The sequence below is a fragment of the Microcoleus sp. F10-B2 genome (assembly GCF_036704965.1).
Lineage (GTDB): Bacteria > Cyanobacteriota > Cyanobacteriia > Cyanobacteriales > Microcoleaceae > Microcoleus.
This window is the reverse complement of record NZ_JAUBTB010000055.1, coordinates 1-18037: the sequence shown is the minus strand read 5'-3', so window position 1 is coordinate 18037 and position 18037 is coordinate 1. Positions and strand designations below refer to the sequence as shown.

Annotated in this window: 15 protein-coding genes; 7 read left to right on the top strand and 8 right to left on the bottom strand. The window is 47.4% G+C overall.

Annotation, left to right across the window (positions count from 1 at the left end; translation table 11 throughout):
* Positions 1 to 1079: Calx-beta domain-containing protein (locus tag QUA99_RS20840; protein WP_333460406.1), on the top strand; the 1079-nt coding region annotated here is incomplete at its 5' end.
* Positions 1080 to 1677: 598 nt separating this feature from the next.
* Here the strand turns inward: QUA99_RS20840 and QUA99_RS20835 are convergent.
* Together QUA99_RS20835 and QUA99_RS20830 are read right to left on the bottom strand one after the other, a co-directional pair.
* Positions 1678 to 2271, bottom strand: a complete 594-nt coding sequence (locus tag QUA99_RS20835) for a DUF4129 domain-containing protein (RefSeq protein WP_333240328.1) — start codon at positions 2269 to 2271, stop codon at positions 1678 to 1680.
* 104 nt (positions 2272 to 2375) lie between these two features.
* Positions 2376 to 2531: a hypothetical protein gene (locus QUA99_RS20830; RefSeq protein ID WP_333240330.1), complete on the bottom strand. Its 156-nt coding sequence runs from the start codon at positions 2529 to 2531 to the stop codon at positions 2376 to 2378.
* A gap of 226 nt (positions 2532 to 2757) precedes the next feature.
* Here QUA99_RS20830 and QUA99_RS20825 point away from each other — a divergent pair, with 226 nt between their 5' ends.
* The 3 genes from QUA99_RS20825 to QUA99_RS20815 all read left to right on the top strand — a co-directional run bounded on the left by QUA99_RS20825 (position 2758) and on the right by QUA99_RS20815 (position 6999).
* Positions 2758 to 4485, top strand: a complete 1728-nt coding sequence (locus tag QUA99_RS20825; RefSeq protein WP_333240332.1) for a diflavin flavoprotein — start codon at positions 2758 to 2760, stop codon at positions 4483 to 4485.
* A 146-nt stretch (positions 4486 to 4631) separates the two neighbouring features.
* Positions 4632 to 5261, top strand: coding sequence for a hypothetical protein (locus tag QUA99_RS20820; RefSeq protein ID WP_333240333.1), 630 nt, complete (start codon positions 4632 to 4634; stop codon positions 5259 to 5261).
* A complete protein-coding gene (locus QUA99_RS20815; protein ID WP_333240335.1) occupies positions 5254 to 6999 on the top strand; it encodes a diflavin flavoprotein in 1746 nt (581 codons plus the stop codon). Before QUA99_RS20820 ends, QUA99_RS20815 begins: the two co-directional genes overlap by 8 nt.
* 97 nt (positions 7000 to 7096) lie before the next feature.
* Here the strand turns inward: QUA99_RS20815 and pgsA are convergent, their stop codons facing one another.
* The 5 genes from pgsA to QUA99_RS20790 form a co-directional block, all read right to left on the bottom strand.
* Complete coding sequence (pgsA, locus tag QUA99_RS20810; protein WP_333240337.1) at positions 7097 to 7615, bottom strand: CDP-diacylglycerol--glycerol-3-phosphate 3-phosphatidyltransferase; 519 nt, start codon at positions 7613 to 7615, stop codon at positions 7097 to 7099.
* A gap of 158 nt (positions 7616 to 7773) precedes the next feature.
* Complete coding sequence (locus QUA99_RS20805) at positions 7774 to 8613, bottom strand: ADP-ribosylglycohydrolase family protein (protein ID WP_333240339.1); 840 nt, start codon at positions 8611 to 8613, stop codon at positions 7774 to 7776.
* An 82-nt stretch (positions 8614 to 8695) separates the two neighbouring features.
* Positions 8696 to 9394 carry a sugar transferase gene (locus QUA99_RS20800; protein WP_333240341.1) on the bottom strand — a complete coding sequence of 233 codons (699 nt, stop codon included), beginning with the start codon at positions 9392 to 9394 and terminating at the stop codon, positions 8696 to 8698.
* Positions 9395 to 9679: 285 nt separating this feature from the next.
* Positions 9680 to 14041: a hypothetical protein gene (locus tag QUA99_RS20795; RefSeq protein ID WP_333240343.1), complete on the bottom strand. Its 4362-nt coding sequence runs from the start codon at positions 14039 to 14041 to the stop codon at positions 9680 to 9682.
* A gap of 651 nt (positions 14042 to 14692) precedes the next feature.
* Positions 14693 to 14860: a hypothetical protein gene (locus QUA99_RS20790; RefSeq protein ID WP_333240345.1), complete on the bottom strand. Its 168-nt coding sequence runs from the start codon at positions 14858 to 14860 to the stop codon at positions 14693 to 14695.
* Between the two features lie 259 nt (positions 14861 to 15119).
* Here QUA99_RS20790 and QUA99_RS20785 point away from each other — a divergent pair, with 259 nt between their 5' ends.
* The 3 genes from QUA99_RS20785 to QUA99_RS20775 all read left to right on the top strand — a co-directional run bounded on the left by QUA99_RS20785 (position 15120) and on the right by QUA99_RS20775 (position 17558).
* The gene (locus QUA99_RS20785; RefSeq protein ID WP_006632342.1) at positions 15120 to 15830 is read left to right on the top strand and encodes a Crp/Fnr family transcriptional regulator; all 711 of its coding nucleotides are present in this window, start codon (positions 15120 to 15122) and stop codon (positions 15828 to 15830) included.
* A gap of 216 nt (positions 15831 to 16046) precedes the next feature.
* Positions 16047 to 16544 (top strand): universal stress protein, encoded by a 498-nt coding sequence (locus tag QUA99_RS20780; RefSeq protein ID WP_333240347.1) that lies wholly within the window; start codon positions 16047 to 16049, stop codon positions 16542 to 16544.
* Between the two features lie 258 nt (positions 16545 to 16802).
* Positions 16803 to 17558 carry a DUF2232 domain-containing protein gene (locus QUA99_RS20775; RefSeq protein ID WP_333240349.1) on the top strand — a complete coding sequence of 252 codons (756 nt, stop codon included), beginning with the start codon at positions 16803 to 16805 and terminating at the stop codon, positions 17556 to 17558.
* 244 nt (positions 17559 to 17802) lie between these two features.
* On the opposite strand, the gene QUA99_RS20770 is transcribed toward QUA99_RS20775, so the two are convergent.
* Positions 17803 to 18037 (bottom strand): hypothetical protein (locus tag QUA99_RS20770; RefSeq protein WP_333460404.1); only part of this gene is annotated, 235 nt, incomplete at its 5' end.

Here is an 18037-nt window from a genome sequence, read left to right as displayed (position 1 = left end):
CTCCAAGTATCTTCCAGTTCGCCCAACCAAATTACACGGTGGCTGAAGGCGGCGTGGCGACGATTAACGTGACTCGCACCGGTGGCACGGCGGCTGCATCGATTAACTACCAGACTCTTGACGGTTCGGCAAGTTCAGCAGGCACTGCTGCAGATTACACTCCGGTGACGGGGGTGTTGAATTTTGCTGCGGGGCAAACTACCGCTAGTTTCACCGTGCCGACTTTGACTGATGCGATTTCGGAATCGGCGGAAACGGTGAATTTGGTGCTCTTCGGTGGCAATGTCAGTAGTCCGTCAATTTTGACGATTAATGATGTGGCGACAACTCCGGGGACAACTCCGACGCCGGCTCCAACTCCAGCAACATCAACAGCAACCCAGTTTGTTTTTAGTGCGGCTACTTTCACCACTCCGGAATCATCTGGCTTTGCTACGGTGACAGTCAATCGCATCGGTCCCACTACGGCTGCCGGAACCATTAGCTACAGTACTCTTGACGGCAGCGCCCTATCAACTGGAGGAACTGCGGCTGATTATGCGTCTACTGCTGGTGTACTCACCTTTGGCCCTGGGGTAACTTCCACGACGTTCAACATCTTTGTCAATGCTGATACTGTGCCTGAAATGACTGAGAGTGTTAACCTATATCTCAATAACGGCCCCGTCGGCACTCCGTCAACAGCAAGACTAGACATTATTGACGGTAGCAGCAGTGCATCTGGCAATGTCTTCCAGTATAGTGCGTCTAATTACGGCTCGATCGGCGGTCAGGGGGGCGGCACAACGGTTACAGTTACCCGCTCAAGCAGCTTAGGTGCAGCATCGATTGATTATATTCTTCTGGCGGGTACTCCAGGCGCCGGCCCTGCACCTGTATATGGTACCGACTACCTGCTTAACCCGGGCGGCCCCACTGGCGGCACGTTGTCCTTCGCCAACGGCCAACTCAGCCAAACCTTTACTATTCAAGACAACCCATTTACTACAAATAATGGGACTGTGCGCTTAGGTCTTGCTAACCCCACTGCGGGCTACAGTTTCGGCAGTACAGCGGCAACAAGTATCACTCTCATCTAAGGCTGTTAGTAGGGCGAGGAATCCTTGCTCTACTAATATGTCCCGCAAGTAGTTAAATGCTTTTTATCAGTCTGATTCCTCACTACAGCTTTTTTCAAGAAAGCGAGGTACGCGGGTAAAATCTTCGCTGTGTGACAGTCGCTGGCACCGACAACTAATGGGATTCACCCACAGGGCGGATTGTGGGCGGTCTCGACCAGAATCCCATTGCTGGTGCTAGTTTCGTGGCTTTCAACCCATTTGCTACTTCGGTCTGATAGAACCATTTCAAGGTCGTACTCTTAGATGCTGCGCGCGTTATTCGAGTACGACCTTTAACCCTTGTATATGGAAATAATTAGATTGCGATTTGCCATTGGGTGGGGGTTTTTGAGGTTGTCGGTTTTTGGCAATTATTGTTGGTAAAACCTGCCCCTAGAATTATCGATTGGATATTATTGTTTTTTTGCGTTTACCTACTTAGGAATGAGAATTAAATAACTTACATTTTTGATGGTTCTTGTGGGATGGGCGTCCCGCCCGTCCAGAAAGGGCGGGCTATAAGAGCCCAACCCCTACTCCCCACTTTCAAGAGTGTAAATTATTTAATTCGCGATCCTTAATCCTTAATTTGTTGATAAGCTTGCTGACACTCTTCAAAGGTTGAGGCGGAAGCTTCCCTATTCCCAAAATATAGTTGCTGATGTATTTTTATCAAAGTTTCGTAAGGCGCTGGCTGGGGTAATTGCTCGATTAATTGCAAATATTCGCCATCAGTGCGGCTGGGTTGGTGAACCGCGGTTCCTGCATCATTTAACCGCTGCAACGCCGCCAGGTAAAGACAGCGGCAAGCTTGGCGGTATTTCCCTTGCTGCTGCAACTTTTGCGATCGCAACAACCACTCTGCTACGGACAAATCTTTAATTGTTTGTTTCGCACTGCCATCAGTTGTTTGATTCCTCTTTTTAAAATTATGAATATAAAAACGCGACAGTTGCCAAATCTGCCAACTCGCCCAGACTGCGAGCAATGCTAAGATTAACCAAAAGGCTGCTTTAGCGATCGCCCACAAGATGGGGGAATCAAACCAAGATGGCAATTTCACATTCGGTATATTTTGGGCAGTTTTTAGTTCCCACCACTCCTGCAACCGCTGTTGCGACTGGCCTAATTGCCACCCCAAATCAGTTTTCTCAAAGGAACTTTCAGACATAGCTTTACATCAATGAGTCGATTGTTGGTTGTGGATTGAGAATTTTTTTATTCTATTATTCTATTATTATCCCCAGCTCCCCGACTGATTAAAGAAATCGGGGATTAGAGAGCGCGATCGCGTTTTACGTTTGATTCGGTTGACTTAAATGCCGAGTTATTGTCCCTAATCCAAATCGCCGCGCGATCGAGCATCGCATTTGACTGATAGTCTTCTAAAGGGGCGATCGTCCAACCGATCGAACTCTGTTTTATTACCACAGAACTCTGTTTTTTGTCAACTATTTATAGACCCAAAATTGATTTTATTGAATTTTCCTTCTTCCTCAAATCCGTTATATCCCGATTCAGTGCGCGTTGCCGAACTGCCTGATGCCATAACTTTTGGGATACTTAACAGCCTCATAAGAAATTTTATAAAGATTTACAAAAGAAACGTGTCAGAATGAAGACAATAAGGTAATGGGTAAAAGACAAGGAGGCACTGATGGTAGCGCTGACTGAACGAGTCCAACGCAGATTGACGGTGGAAAAAGTCGAAATTGCCCCTGACACAACGGCAATTCGATGCCTGGACTGGGATAGAGACCGCTTTGACATCGAATTCGGACTCAAAAACGGTACAACTTACAACTCATTCATCATTCGCGGTGAAAAAACAGCCCTCGTCGATACCTCGCACGAGAAGTTTCGCCAGCAGTACATGGAAACTCTGACGGGCGAAATTGACCCCAAAGAGATTGACTATCTAATTATCAGCCACACCGAACCAGACCACAGCGGTTTAGTCAAAGATGTGTTGGCGCTGGCACCCCAAGCGATTGTCGTGGGGGCGAAAGTAGCAATTCAATTTTTAGAAAATCTTGTACACCAACCATTTGAACGATTGATAGTCAAAAATGGGGACAAACTAGATTTAGGAAACGGCCACATTATCGAATTTGTATCGGCCCCGAACTTGCACTGGCCGGATACTATTTTCAGCTACGACAGCAAAACTCAAGTGCTGTTTACCTGCGATGCTTTCGGGATGCACTACTGTTCCGACAGCACCTTCGATGACGATTTAGCAGCAGTTGAGGAAGATTACCACTTTTATTATGAGTGTTTGATGGCTCCCAATGCTCGATCGGTACTCGCTGCGATGAAGCGGATGGCAGAATTGGGAGAAATCGGCACAGTTGCGACCGGTCACGGCCCATTGCTGCGTCACAACGTAGTTGAACTTACCGGACGCTACAAAAAGTGGAGTCAAGCGCAAGCTAAGGCAGAAACCACTGTAGCGGTATTTTACACCTCCGACTACGGATTTAGCGATCGACTCAGCCAAGCGATCGCCCACGGTATCACCAAAACCGGTGTCGCTGTGGAAATGATGGATTTGAGAATCGCCGACTTACAAGAAGTTGCGGAACTTGTCGGTAATGCTGCCGGTATCGTAATTTGTTCGCCACCGAGTGGCGGTACTGCTGCGGTGAATGCCGAAGCCGCAATCAACACAATTTTAGTTGCAGCTAACAACAAACAATCTTTCGGTTTATGCGAATCTGGCGGCGGCGATGACGTATCTATTTACCCGCTGCGAAACAAGTTCAAAGAGTTGGGTTTAAAAGAAGCATTTCCCAACATTTTAATTAAAGAATCACCGACAGAAGCGAGTTATCAACTTTGCGACGAAGCCGGCACCGACTTGGGACAGTGGCTGACGCGGGACAAGGCTGTCAAACAGATGAAATCCCTCGACAGCGACCTCGATAAAGCTTTGGGACGAATCAGCGGCGGACTGTACATCATCACCGCTCAAAAAGGTGATGTTAGCGGTGCGATGCTAGCTTCTTGGGTAACTCAAGCTAGCTTTAAACCGCTGGGTTTAACAATAGCAGTTGCGAAGGATCGGGCGATTGAATCGATGATGCACGCGGGAGATAAATTTGTTCTCAACGTGCTCGAAGAAGGCAATTATCAAACCTTGATGAGGCACTTTTTAAAGCGTTTTCCTCCAGGTGCCGATCGATTTGCCGGAGTTAAAACTCAACCTGCTACCAACGGTTCTCCGATTTTGACAGATGCTTTGGCTTACATGGAGTGCGAAGTAGTCAGCCGGATGGAACTTTCGGACCATCATATCGTATATGCGATCGTCGATAGCGGCCGCGTATCCAATCCCGATGCACTGCCGGCCGTTCACCACCGCAAAGTCGGAAATCACTATTAGGAAAGAAGTTCGGCTACGACGCAACAACTCTCAAATTATGGTGCGCACTGCGCACCTTACCAGGTTCTAAACGTAGGGTGCGCGCTGCCCAACTTACCGGGCAAACCGTTGTCATTTTGACTCCATTTTAACTAGGGGAATTGCCAATGCCTGCCAATCTTTTAGAAGACCGAGATTACACAATTATTATTGCCAGAAGCGATGCCAGCAGAGACCCCCAACATCCTTGGTACGAGGATTGGGTAGAAGCACAGGCATCTCTGATCGACTTAGCAAAAAAATGTCAGCAATTTGACAGCGACGGCATCACCGTTTACGAAGCTTCTACTCCTATGTGGAAGTATAAAAATTCAAATGTTGCTCGGTTAGCAGAAATTTTGCAGCGACAAAATACGGAACCGGATTCAGAAATTCCGACTACAATTCATTTGGAAGAAGCTCTGAAAGAAACTTTTAGCGATTATTTTGCCAGCAAGACAAATGCCGCAGGGAAGAACGGAGCAATAATTGTTGCAGTCCTAGATCAAAAACCAGAGAATACCGCTGGGATCGCCGAAATTCTTGTAACTGCGGCAAATAAAATAGATAAAGATGAAGAAATTGGAGTCAGCTTTATCCAAATTGGGGACGATTTGAAAACCCGGGAATTTCTGAGTGACTTGGATACGAATTTACAGGGTAGAGGTGCAAGGTTTGACATTGTAGATACTAAATTTTGGCACGAAATCAAAAGAAGTTCTGTAGTTCAGTTTCTCATAGGTGCAATTAATGACTAACACTTTGACTCCTCAACTCGCATCTGATGCCAAACCCCGCGACGTGCAGTTTATCCAAATTGCCGCAGATACTTTTATTGTTAGATCGCGCACTTGGGACCGACTCAAATTTGAAGTAGAATATTCCCTGCAAAGGGGTACGACAGCAAATAGCTATATTATTCAAGCTGACCAAACTGCTTTGTTCGATCCGCCGGGGGAATCTTTTACTCAAAATTATCTCGAATCTTTGCAGGAACGGGTGGACTTGACAAAGCTGGATTACGTGATTTTGGGGCATTTCAATACTAACAGGTCAGTCACAATTAAAGCTCTGTTAGAATTAGCTCCGGAAGTAGCTTTTGTTTGTACAAATCCCGCCGCAATTGGTTTGCGAGCCGCTTTTCCAGAACAAGAGTTAAACATTACGATCGTTCGGGGAGAAGAAACTCTCAATTTAGGAAAAGGTCACGCCTTAAAATTCATTGCGACTCCGACTCCTCGCTGGCCAGATCAACTTTGCACCTACGATCCGCAAACTCGAATCGTGTTCACAGACAAACTATTTGGATCCCACGTTTGCGGCGACCAAGTATTTGATGAAGGGTGGAGCGTTTACAGCGAAGACAGGCGCTATTATTACGATTCCCTGCACGCATCGCAGGCGAAACAAGTGCTGACAGCAATGGATAAATTAGCGGATTTACCCGCAGCATTTTATGCTCCCGGTCACGGCCCGATCGTCCGTTACGGCCTACACGAACTGAGCAATTTGTATCGGGAATGGAGCGAGCAACAAAATTCCAAAGACTTGACAGTTGCTTTGATTTATGCTTCGGCTTACGGAAATACGGCTACTTTAGCGCAGGCGATCGCCAAAGGAATTACGAGGGCGGGGGTTGCGGTGGAAAGTATCAACTGCGAATTTGCCGAACCGGGAGAAATTCAAGAGGCGATCGAAAAATGCGCGGGATTTATCATCGGAACTCCCACGCTAGCAGGACACGCACCCACCCAAATTCAAACTGCTTTGGGAATTGTTTTATCTACTGCAACCAAGAGCAAACTAGCGGGGGTTTTCGGTTCTTTTGGCTGGAGCGGAGAGGCGATCGACTTAGTGGAAAACAAGCTGAAAGATGCCGGCTATCGCATCGGATTTGAACCGATTCGAGCTAAATTTAAGCCGACTGCTGCGACGATTCACGAGTGTACGGAAACGGGAACGGATTTTGCTCAAGCTTTGATTAAAGCGCAAAGATTGCGGGCACCGAAACCGCAGTTAGCAGCAGGGAGCGATCGCACTGAACAAGCAGTAGGGAGACTCGTTGGTTCGCTGTGCGTAGTCTCGGCGAAGCGGGAGGATGTCACCAGTGCGATGCTGGCTTCCTGGGTGTCGCAAGCAACTTTTAATCCGCCCGGCGTGACGATTGCGGTGGCGAAAGATCGATCGATCGAATCTTTGATGTACGCCGGAGATAAATTTGTGCTGAATATTTTAGCAGAAGGGCGACAGTTGCGCAAGTATTTCATGAAAAACTTTGCTCCGGGAGAAGACAGATTTGCCGGAGTCGAAACAATGGAAGCTAGCAACGGCTGTCTCGTTTTGACTGATGCTCTAGCTTATCTAGAATGCAAAGTGATAAGTCGGATGGAATGCGGCGATCACTGGGTAGTTTATGCGGCGATTGACAACGGTCATTTGCTCAAAAATGACGGCGTGACAGCGGTGCACTACCGGAAATCAGGGACTCATTATTAAGCTACTGCTAGGACACGGCAATGCCGTGTCCTTACAAATATATCGAAGTTTTTATCTGCGTTAATCCGCGTTCATCTGCGGTTTAAATAAAACCGATTTACTTGTCCTCAGCAGTCTTTTCCGGCCACAGATAAATAGCGCCAGAAATCAAAGTTAAAGTCACAGAAATCCAAAAAGCAATTAATGCGGGAAAATTCCACGCTTCAGACAGAGGAGCAATTAAAAGTGCGATCGCCACAATCTGACTCACCGTCTTCAATTTGCCCCAAATATTAGCTCCAGAAATCTTAGTTTTATTAACACGCCACCCCGCAATTGTCAACTCCCTGCCCAAAATCAAAAACACCCCCCAAGCCGGGACTCTACCCAACTCAATCAACACTAAAAGCGGCGCGAGAACCAACAATTTATCCACCAAAGGATCGAGAAACTTACCCAAATCGGTAATTTGATTCAGCTTCCTAGCCAAATAGCCGTCCAGCCAATCAGTAGCCGCAGCTACCACAAAAATCGCGGTGCAAATCCAGCGGCTTTGAGCGCTTGGGTCGTACAAACCGTAGAGCAGAAAAGGCACTCCCAGCAAGCGAGAAAAAGTAATCCAATTAGGCAAATTCATATAGAAGAAGGAAGAAGATCGCTGTAAAAATGGACTTGGGGACAATCGTTTCAGTGATTAAGAACGTCCTGACTGTCGGGCGCGGTTGCTGTGAATCAAAAATTAAGGGCAACTCTGCGAAGATTGCCCTTAATTTAACATTTTTTGCAGTCACTTTACTAAACAATGCTGTTCATCAACTTTTTATCCAGTTCTATGATATAATCTCGACCGTAAGATTGATTTTCTAATCCTTGTACCAGATTTTCTGGCAGGTCTTGGGCAATTTCACTGCTACAGGAACCGGCAGCTAAAGCAATAGTTGCTACTGTATCGACATCTCCCGAAAAGGCAATGCAATCTTGGAGCAGTTTGCTCATACTATCATTTCGCATGACAGCAGTAATAGCGGCTCTAACACAGACCAAACCTTTAGTGCTGACTTCTCCTTGCCAAGGTATCGACCACTCACCAGCGACGTGCCTTTCTAGAAAATTTCCCAAATTATTCTTTAAACCTAACTGATAAATAAAGTAATGGGACATCAAAGCGGCCGCTATAGCTGCTTTAATACCATCAGGAGTGTTGTGAGTAATGGCAGCTTGAACGGTAGCATTTTCGATGACTTTTTCAACAGTAGGAAAAACGCCAATAGGGCCTGATCGCATCGCCGATCCGCTTTTATCGCTAGCGGATCGTATTTTTTCTAAGAATTCTTTGCCGTCTTGAACTTGTAGTAAAAAATTGTAAAATTTGCCAGCATAACCAAATCGCCGATCGCGGTGAAAAGCTGCAACAAATTTGCTGGCTAAAAGTTCCGGCGTCCAAGGTTCTCGGCTGACGATCGCTTCTGCGACGGCTAAACTCATCTGCGTATCGTCGGTGTAACATCCAGGCCCGATGTCGTGACGGGGATGCTTGATGTAGCCGTTGAGATTGTTGTACAACTCGATCGTCTGCAGGTCAACAAATTCAAAACCGGCACCGTAAGCGTCACCAATCGCTAATTCTATTAACATATATTTAATCGGGTTTCCAAATATTTCATTCCCTGTTTTTTCCTAAAATAATAAATAAAACAACCCAAAACAACTTACCTATTTAACAAGCACCGTCTTTAGTCAACACCACCCAAATTGTTTTGCAAATCAGACTGATGTCGTAGAAAACAGACCACTTGCGCTGATAGTCGAGATCCATCCGCACAATATCGTCAAAATCTTTAACTCCCGAACGCCCGTTGGCTTGCCACTCCCCAGTCATACCGGGCTTGACATTCAAACGCTGCCAGTGAAAATTGTTATAGGCAGCAACTTCATCTGGAGTGGGCGGCCGAGTTCCCACCAAACTCATTTCGCCGACTAACACGTTCCAGAATTGAGGCAACTCATCCAAACTCGTGCTCCGCAAAAAGCGACCGACGCGGGTAATTCGCGGGTCATTTTCATTCTTAAAAATGTGACCCTTGGCTTGGTTGGGAACTAAATGTTTGAGCTTTTCTGCACCGACAACCATCGATCGAAATTTCCACATTCTGAAATGTCGCCCTTTGAAGCCGCAGCGGACTTGACTGTACAGCAGCGGGCCCGGATTGTCCAACAGCATCGCCACTGCCAGCGGCACCGCCACCGCAGCAGCAATTGCCAGTCCCAGCAGCGCACCCAAAATATCGATCGACCGCTTTACCTTGCTTGTTACCGATCGGTGAACCTGCGGTTTGGATACACAAACTTTGTAAGTAGATTTTTGCACAAATAGGGACAGGATTTCTGATAATACTGATAATTTAGAGGCACCCATCCGAAATTTCATTTGATTTGCTTCAACTTTCAGGAGATCTCACGTCCATCTTATTAGCCACCCCAAATCTGCTGAACGTGAAATACTCAGCTTTGCACAATCTTTAAAAAGCAACAACACTTTTATAAAGTTTCTGTATATTTTATGTAAGAACCTATGAAATTTATGTAAACTTAAGTACATTTACATAAAAAAGTTAGTCCTGGCCGCAAAAAACCCAGTTTCTACTAGGAATGTTCGGGGAAGACAGGGAGGATTCCACTGAGAAACCGGGTTTTTTGCCGTTTAGCGATAAGTATCCGTGCGAACATCCCAAGCAATTGTTAGCGGTTCTAACAATTTTTGCTGGCTGCTAGAAGCGAGTTTGCCTAAATATTCGCGAACAACAGAGGCGTGCTCGATATTCAACCGATAACCCCGCGAGACATCTTCAAAGAAAAGCGGCTCAGCCAAAATTGCTTCCCAATCGGGATTTTGTCTCGACTCCTCGGCCAGCAGCATGAAATCTTCCTCAGCAGGCACAAGTCCCGCCGGCAAATTTCCTTCCAAAATCCGCAGAATCCGGGACTCGCACGTGCGGGTATTCACGCCAAGGCGTTCCAACAACTGCAAAATTTCCTGAAAGCTCAGAGTTTCCTCACCCAAAACCTGCATTAATTCCCACAGCAGAAAAAAGTCGCTGTACTGCTGCTGCTGCGACACATCCAAAATTTGAGGATAAAGAGCCAAACTAGCCAGCCCGCAGGCAACTCGACCAATTTTTTCTGAAAAATTTGTACTTTGAGATACAGAATTTAATACAGAATTGTCAGTTTCCAAAATATCTCGATCGACCTCCAATTCCTGGTCTTGAACCACGATCGCATTCGGCAACTTCTGCCGCAACCAGCGGGCGATCGCAGGCCAAGCACCCATACCCCCTGCACAAATCGCCTGATTAATCCCCGCCGGCGACATTCCGGCGCGGCTGAGCAAAGCATTCAATTCGCGGTTCAACTGCTGCACAAAAGGCACTAAAACCCGACTTTCCAAATCTTTGCGCTTCACATCCCAATGCTGCTGGCCAATATCCAAAGCAAAACTTTTTTGATGTTGCAAAATAACTTTTATTTGCCTTGCCGCCTCTAACAATTGCAGGCCAAAAGCAGAACCTTGCAACCGCTGCTGCAATTGATAGCGGTTCGGCAAATCTGGATGCCCCGGACGCGGCAAATCGATCGACATTCCCCAAGTTTCATTTTTAGCCAACAACTGACAGATAATATCCTGATCGAAAGCATCGCCAGCAAAAGCAAAACTGTGGCAAGTAAAATCAGCACGAGTTAAATCTTGAAGATTGGACGGCAACTCAACTAAAGCTAATTCCACCGTCGCCGCCCCCGCATTCAAAATCAAAGTTCCCCCGCTAAAAGACGAAGCATTCACACTCAGCGGTGCAGCTTCTTCACCCTCCTTAGCAGAATCGTCGGCTGACGACTCGACTTCCATACCATTTGTCACAGGAGTTACAGCAGCAAGCAAAGTGGCGATCGCATCTTCCACCACAAAAATTTGCGAAGCCGAAGCCACCAGAGACGCGCCCAAAACAGCCTCCCGCAGATTAAACCGATAAGCATCCGACCAACCGGCCGGAGTCCCCAAAATTACACCCCGCAAGTCTAAAAGCGCCGCATCGAGAGTTTCTGGCGTCAGTCCCGAAGCCCTACAGATTAAATTAGAAACTGGCAATCCTGCAAAATTCGTCCTCGGTGCAGAATCCAAAACTTCCCCCGATCCGCCAAATTTTTGCCCCTGCTTCCTCGGATTCAAAGTAGCCAGCAGCGCCCGCACACCTTGCAGCGGCAAGGCGATCGAAACCGCCTGCAAGGGCGACCACTGCAACACGGGTTCGTACATTCCAGCAGCTTCCCGCTGATAAGGAATGCCCACCTTTAAAGGCAATTTTAAATTTTGCAGTAAAAATTCTCCCGCAGGCAAAGCCAGGGGTGAGAATCCCACCGACTTGACTGTCACCTCTGACCCTGGGTTCCCTGAGGCTGTTTCCGCAAGCACCGCAGCCGAGGGAATCCGAAAGCTGGGGCCTTTCTCGGAACCCTCAGCCTGCGTTGCTTCCCAGTAAATCGGGTACAACTGCCCTTCTTCGCGATCGACCAAAGCCGCAGACAGCCCGCTGGAGGCGAAATCAATGCCCAAATACCAGCTAGAATTCCGGCGTTCTCGGGATGGGGCGATCGCACCTGCTGCAGAATGCCCAGCCGAGTCTTGCTGCTGTGTCCCGGCCAACTCGCGAAAATCGGTTTTCCCCTCAACAACTCCTGCTTTACTCTCGGTCGAAATTAGGTTTTTTTTTTTACTTTCTGGAGGACTCGATCGCAGTTCGTTAGTTTCGGCAGTTTCTGGAGGGGGAGAATCAGTCAAAGGTCGATCGGTCTCGGTCAAACTAGCCAAAATCTCGTCTAGCGTCAAATTCGATTCGTCTTCCTCCGCCAACAAATCATCCTCGAGTTCGTTTTCCAAAACAAAGGATTCATCCTCAGATGAGAGTTCCAACACATCGGAGAACAAATCCTCCAGCGTGCCGAGTTCTTCCTCTGCGACCTCGGCAAAGGGATTTTTTGCACCGCCCTCCTCGGGGGAACTCGCCGATAAATCCAAGCTGTTAGCGGCGGAGAAATTCGATCGCCCGAAGCTAGTATTTCCCAATCCCTCCAGATTGTAGAGGTCTCTCTCCAACTGTTGCAGAGTATTGTTGTCCAAATTTAAAGCTCGATCGAGGTCATCTTCTAATGCCTCGACCGGCAGCAAATCTTCGTCCGCCGAAGCTTGGATGTAGCCCTCATCTAGCGGCTGCGACGAAGTGCCGGACTCGCCTTTTTGAACCTCACCGGCACTCGACAAACCGGGCGCGGCACTGGGGCGGTTCGGGCTAATTGCAGCAGGCGTTCTCAACGGCAAAGGTGGCGGTTCAGGCATCGCAGCGTCGAACTGGTCGCCTCGGTTTTGAGCCGTTTCTAGATTTTCTCGATCGTCGGCGTCAAGTTGCAGCGAGGCGGTTGAGGCTGGCGGTTGTGAAACTTGAGGTACTGATGGCGCTTGCGGTTCAAATAAATCGGCACTATCTAAAGTTAGAGATTCTACAGAATTACCTCTTACGAAGTCTGAATCTGGATTTACTAAAATATCTTCCAGCGATTCGCCTTCATCCAGCAGATTTACAAACAAATCTTCGGTCATATTTAGGGCGTCGGCAGTTTCTTTATCCGACGCCGCTTGATATTGTACAGCCTCACTTGCGGTTTCAAATTCTGTATTTTGGGGTAGTAAAGTTTCGAGTTCTAATTCTACTTCGGCGACTGCTTCTCCCGCGAACAAACTTGCATACAAATCCTCAACCTCTTCGTCTATTTCTGCTAACCTATTTTCCGATTCATCGCCGGCAAAAGGAGTTGTTGATCGAGATTTTTCGGGTGCATAACCGGACAAATTATTGTCCAACTCGGGGAGCAAAATTGGGGTTTGAATGCGGTCGCGATCGCGCCTCAACTGTCGAAATTGCGGAGAAATTTCTGTACCGGCGTAGGGAAATATGTCTTGTTCTCCGAATTCGCCGGTGCGATTGGACTGCACCGAGTCTCCAGTCTGAGTCTCGGGGGCTGGCTGGTCGATCGCAGTATTTGAGAGGGCTGGAGCGGCATCAGAGCGATCCGCTGCGGTTGGGATGGCGGTTTCGAGATTTGCTAAATCGATCGGCTGCTGTACGTAGGAAGACGCTTCTCGCCCCAACTGTCCGGCCAAGTGGTTGACGAAAGCCGCGAACCTCGCCTCGCTCTGCTGGCTCAAACCGTACATATTGTCGAGTTCTTGTCTCAAGGAAGCTTGATAGCTTTGCAGATTTGCTTGCAAAGCCTCGAACACAACAGCCATCCTAGAATCTAGACTCATCAGCAGACTGTCAGCACGAGATTGCAACAGTTGCATTTGCTCGAACCTCCTCGCCGGCGTCAGCAGCGGTTGTTCTTCTGAGGTTTGTGGGTTAAGTGTTACGTCAAGAGCCGATGCTTCTAATTGTGCGCTGCCCAAAGAGTAAGGTACTGCGCTGCTTTGCAGTAACTGATTTTCTAGGGAACTTAGAATTTGCGAGAAATCGCTAGTCAAGGTTTCTTCCAAGCGGGCAGTAAGTACCTGCAAGAATTCAGAAATGATTTGCTGTTGGTTTGCTTGTTGCTGAGCCAGGGATTGTTGCTGCTGCCGTTTTGCTTCTAGCTGTTTGATTTCTTGAATTAGAGCTTGCTGCTCTTGGCGCAGAGCTTCTATGTCTTCTTGCAGCGGCCCCGTCAGGCTTGAACGCAGGTGGCTGATTTCTCCGGTTACGGCAAGCATGATTTGCTCTGCTGCTGAGGGGCGAGGGGGGGGCAGAGGCACTTTGGGTACTGGAACTGGTTCTGGGCGGACATTTGGGCGGGCGGGCCCCTTGGCGCCCGCTAGCTTTGAGTCTGAGGAAACCAGATAAGCGCGAACTCGCTCTAAAAGTTGGCGCTGGTGGACACTATCGATCGAACCCGTCCAAGGCAAGCGGGGTGCGGGCTTGCTGAGTACCTCGTCAATCTCAGCAATCAGTGCTTGAATTTTGTACTTCTGAGAATTCAAGGGCGGAACCTCTGGGAATGCGGCTTGGGAGAAACTTTACCGAAAAAAGACTGAAGTCAGGCGGCAGCGATGCCAATAGATAGAATCATCTGAATGGGAGTCTGTCAATAATTCACTAATATTTTCTGACAACTGTTAATTAACCTTTTGTCTTCGGATCACTTCTATTGCCTATGATAGGTTAGCCGGTACTTTCGCACCAAATGCCCGCTTCTATCAACTGCAAGTGCTATCTAATTCTGCGTCTGCTTGCCTGTTTCCTGGGTCGGATGTCGATTCCTGCTCGCGATAGGTGCGATCGCACGAACTTTGGCATTAACCCGCTCTAACGACCGGCCGCACACCGTCACCCCGAGATTGGCTAGCGTGGCGGCGCGCCACTCTCTCTTCATCTTTCACCGACTTGGAATAAACATCAAACAATTTGCGATTTGGGATGCCGAGATTCGGGATTGTCCCCGTACAGTCGGTTTGAGTAACCTTTTATAATAGCGTTTTATCGGTATTCACGGCTAGATATTAATGGTACAATAATCTCGGGGCAGCAGAAAAGTTTGCTGGGAACTGCGTCAGTTTCGCTCGCTAAGGGCGCCCGACTTTAGGCTCGCAATAGCTGTCAATTTTGCCGATCGTGCTGACATTTGACAGATTTCAGGCAGTTGCAGTCGGATTGGGCCGCTGTCTTGCTTGCGGGCTGGTGCTGGTGGATTTTGCCGATCGACTGCTGGGCCGAGTGACAACAAATCTCTCAGCAGTGTTAAGCTTGTCTTCGCGAAGTGCTTTCAAAGGTAATTCGATCGGCTCAGTAGTTTGCCACATTGCTAAAATTTTGTTAATAAAATTTGCTCCGTGGTATGTATCTAAAAAATTATGGTATATTCTTTAGTTTCTAGCTCGCAATCAGAGCTTGAGGCTATTAATTCCCATATTTGGCATTTGACCGCAAAACTTTAGAGGTAAAATTGCCGATTTTAGATAGTTGCTTCTCAAATCTTGAATCTCAAATCGAATGACTCGGCTGCAAGCTATTTCTAACTGCCCAGCGCCGATCAAGCGCATAAATTAAAATGATGGCCTCATGGAAGACCGCTTTAACACCCGAGATCCGAATTCCAATATAAATCAATTGATAGTGTCTACTCCTTTTTTTGCAGGCTTACCCGATCCTGTAATCGAGAGAGCAACTGTCCACATCGTTACCCGCAGTCATCCGTCAAATCAAGTGATTTTACTCGAAAATGACTGGGGAACATCAGTGTATTTTATATTGGATGGTTGGGTGAAAATTCGCACCTACAACCTAGACGGAAAAGAAGTAACACTGAATATTTTAGGGAAAGGAGAACTGTTCGGGGAAATGGCCGCGATCGAAGAAGCACCGCGATCGACAGATGTGATCACCCTAGCCCCGACACTGATCGGCAATATGCCATCTCAGGATTTTGTGCAGCTCATTCATACCGAGCCCCTCGCAGGCATTCGCCTAGCTCAACTGATGGCGCGCCGCCTGCGGCAAGTCAACCGCCGCCTGCGTTTGCGAGAGTCGGACAGTACCTCGCGAGTAGCAGATATTCTATTATTTTTGGCAGAAGGGCAAGGGAAAATCATGTCCACAGGAGGTACAGAAATTCCCAACCTGCCACACAGAGAATTGAGCAGCCTCAGCGGGCTGGCTCGCGAAACAGTAACGCGAGTGCTGAGCAAGCTGGAAAAAAAAGGAACTATTCAGCGCGAACGTGACGTTTTGTGCATTCCCGACTTGCACGCCTTGGAACGTCTGTTAGTCTAGAAGTATCAGAGATTGCTAAGTTGAATTAGATTCAAAAGCACTCTCTGTTAACTAACTGATAGAGCAATCCTAAATGATTCAGATAAATTTGTAGGGGTAGCGCTAAGAGTGCCTACCCCCTATCTATCGGGCAACCGGGCGTGGGATTGCCCATACAATAATTATGCAAATGATTTAGGATTGCTATATTAATGATTTCCCGCAGGAGGTAAAGCTGTGAGTTTTAAGAAAATTTTCGTCGCCTTAGATGATTCTGAACTGGGCCACCGCGTCTTCGTTCAAGCTTTAGAATTAGCTGTGAACGATCGCGCCGAAGTGATGCTATTTAACTGCGTTACTGTCAGCACCATGGGGGAGACGGCAGTGCCAATTCCGGTAGATTTGGGCATGAATGTCGAGTTAATGGATCAAGCTTATCAAGCTCAACGTTTGCGGCTGGAAAGGGAGGTAAAACACGGTTCGGGTTTGCTGAAAAATTACTGCGACGCCGCAGCAAACAAAGGATTGCAAGTGGAATTTGACTGCAAAACGGACGGCGATCCTGGGCATTGTATCTGTGAATCCGCCGAAAATTGGGGCGCAGATTTAATAGTGTTGGGGAGGCGCGGCCGCACGGGGTTCACAGAAGCTTTCCTCGGCAGCGTCAGCAATTATGTCGTTCACCACGCATCTTGTTCGGTTTTGGTAATCCAGGAAGTCAAAATCGAAAAATAATGCTGCTGAAAATTTTTGCTGAGAAAATCCATCTAAAATAAGACTTGCGTTCGTTCCCAAACCCGGTTTCTGCGAGCAAGATTAAATTTGGCAGCGAGGCATCGAAACTGTGAAACGGGGAATCAGGCGTATCGGGCGCAAGTCCCGTAAAATGTCAAATCTCAAATCTCAAATCGGAAAATGGGAAAATCGGGAATCAGCCGTATAGCTCGCAAGTTCGGTAAAATCTAAAATCTAAAATCTAAAATCTAAAATCGGATGAGTGATTTTTTGTCAGCAGATGCTGCATCTAATTCGGGCAGTTCACCCAGTACAAATAACGAGCAGCAAACCGCTGATATTTCAGCAATGGCTGGCGATCGCCCAAATCCCGATCGGGGAACCAGCGCCTCTGGGGAAGCGCCTTTGAGGCTCGTAGAAACGGCATTTTTGGCAAGTACCGCTAGCTTGATTTGGCTGGTAAATTATTACTTTCCGCTGGGACCTTTGCTGCGGGTTTTTTTCCCGATACCCATCGCCCTGGTTTACCTGCGCTGGGGGAACCGCGCTTCTTGGATGGCAGCTTTAGTTTCGGGTTTGCTGCTGTCGGTACTTATGGGCCCGACGCGCAGCATTTTATATGTAATTCCTTTTGGAATTATGGGAGTTTTGCTGGGAGGACTTTGGCGGCGCAAAGCGAGTTGGTCTGTTTCTGTTAGCTTGGGCGCGCTAATTGGCACTCTTGGCTTCTTTTTTAAGTTTTGGCTGCTATCAGCTTTGGTGGGTCAAGATCTGTGGGTTTACGTAACCGCCCAGGTAACAGAGATCGTGGAATGGGTGTTTGTGAAGCTGGGTTGGCTGAGTGTGCCGAGTTTGAACACTATTGGGGCGATCGCCGCCGGGATGATTTTGGTTAACAATATTGTCTATTTATTTGTAGTGCATTTAGTAGCTTTGTTGCTGTTAGATCGTTTGGGAAATCCCATTCCGCGCCCGCCAAACTGGGTGCAAGTTTTGATTGATTATGAGGAGTAATTATTAATCATTATACCAATTTAATTGGTATAACTAATTATTTAGGGCTGACGCAAGGAATCATTTTTTACACTATCTGTAGTGCTAGGTGCGGTGTGCATTGCCCTACAAGTAGAGTCTGTGCGTCCAGGACTGTAAAAAAGACTGGGGAATGCCTAAACGCTTAAGCCTTGATGAATTTAGCAGAAGAAAGGGACAAGGAAATTTGGCAACTATTGTAACAGATTTAGATAAAAACTCTTTATTAGAAGTAATAGACGATCGTCAAAGCGATGATACAGCGTATTCCAGGTTTATGAAGTAGGGACACGGCGCCGTGCCCTGTCCCTACGGCGGGATAGATCGATAGGCGGGTGTCCTTCATAAAGGTGGAATCTGCTGTATTTAAATAAATATTACTTATTACCCTAGGATCGCGAATTAAATAATTTACAAATATTTGTGGTTTGGGCGTCCCGCCCGTGCTTTCTGGACGGGCG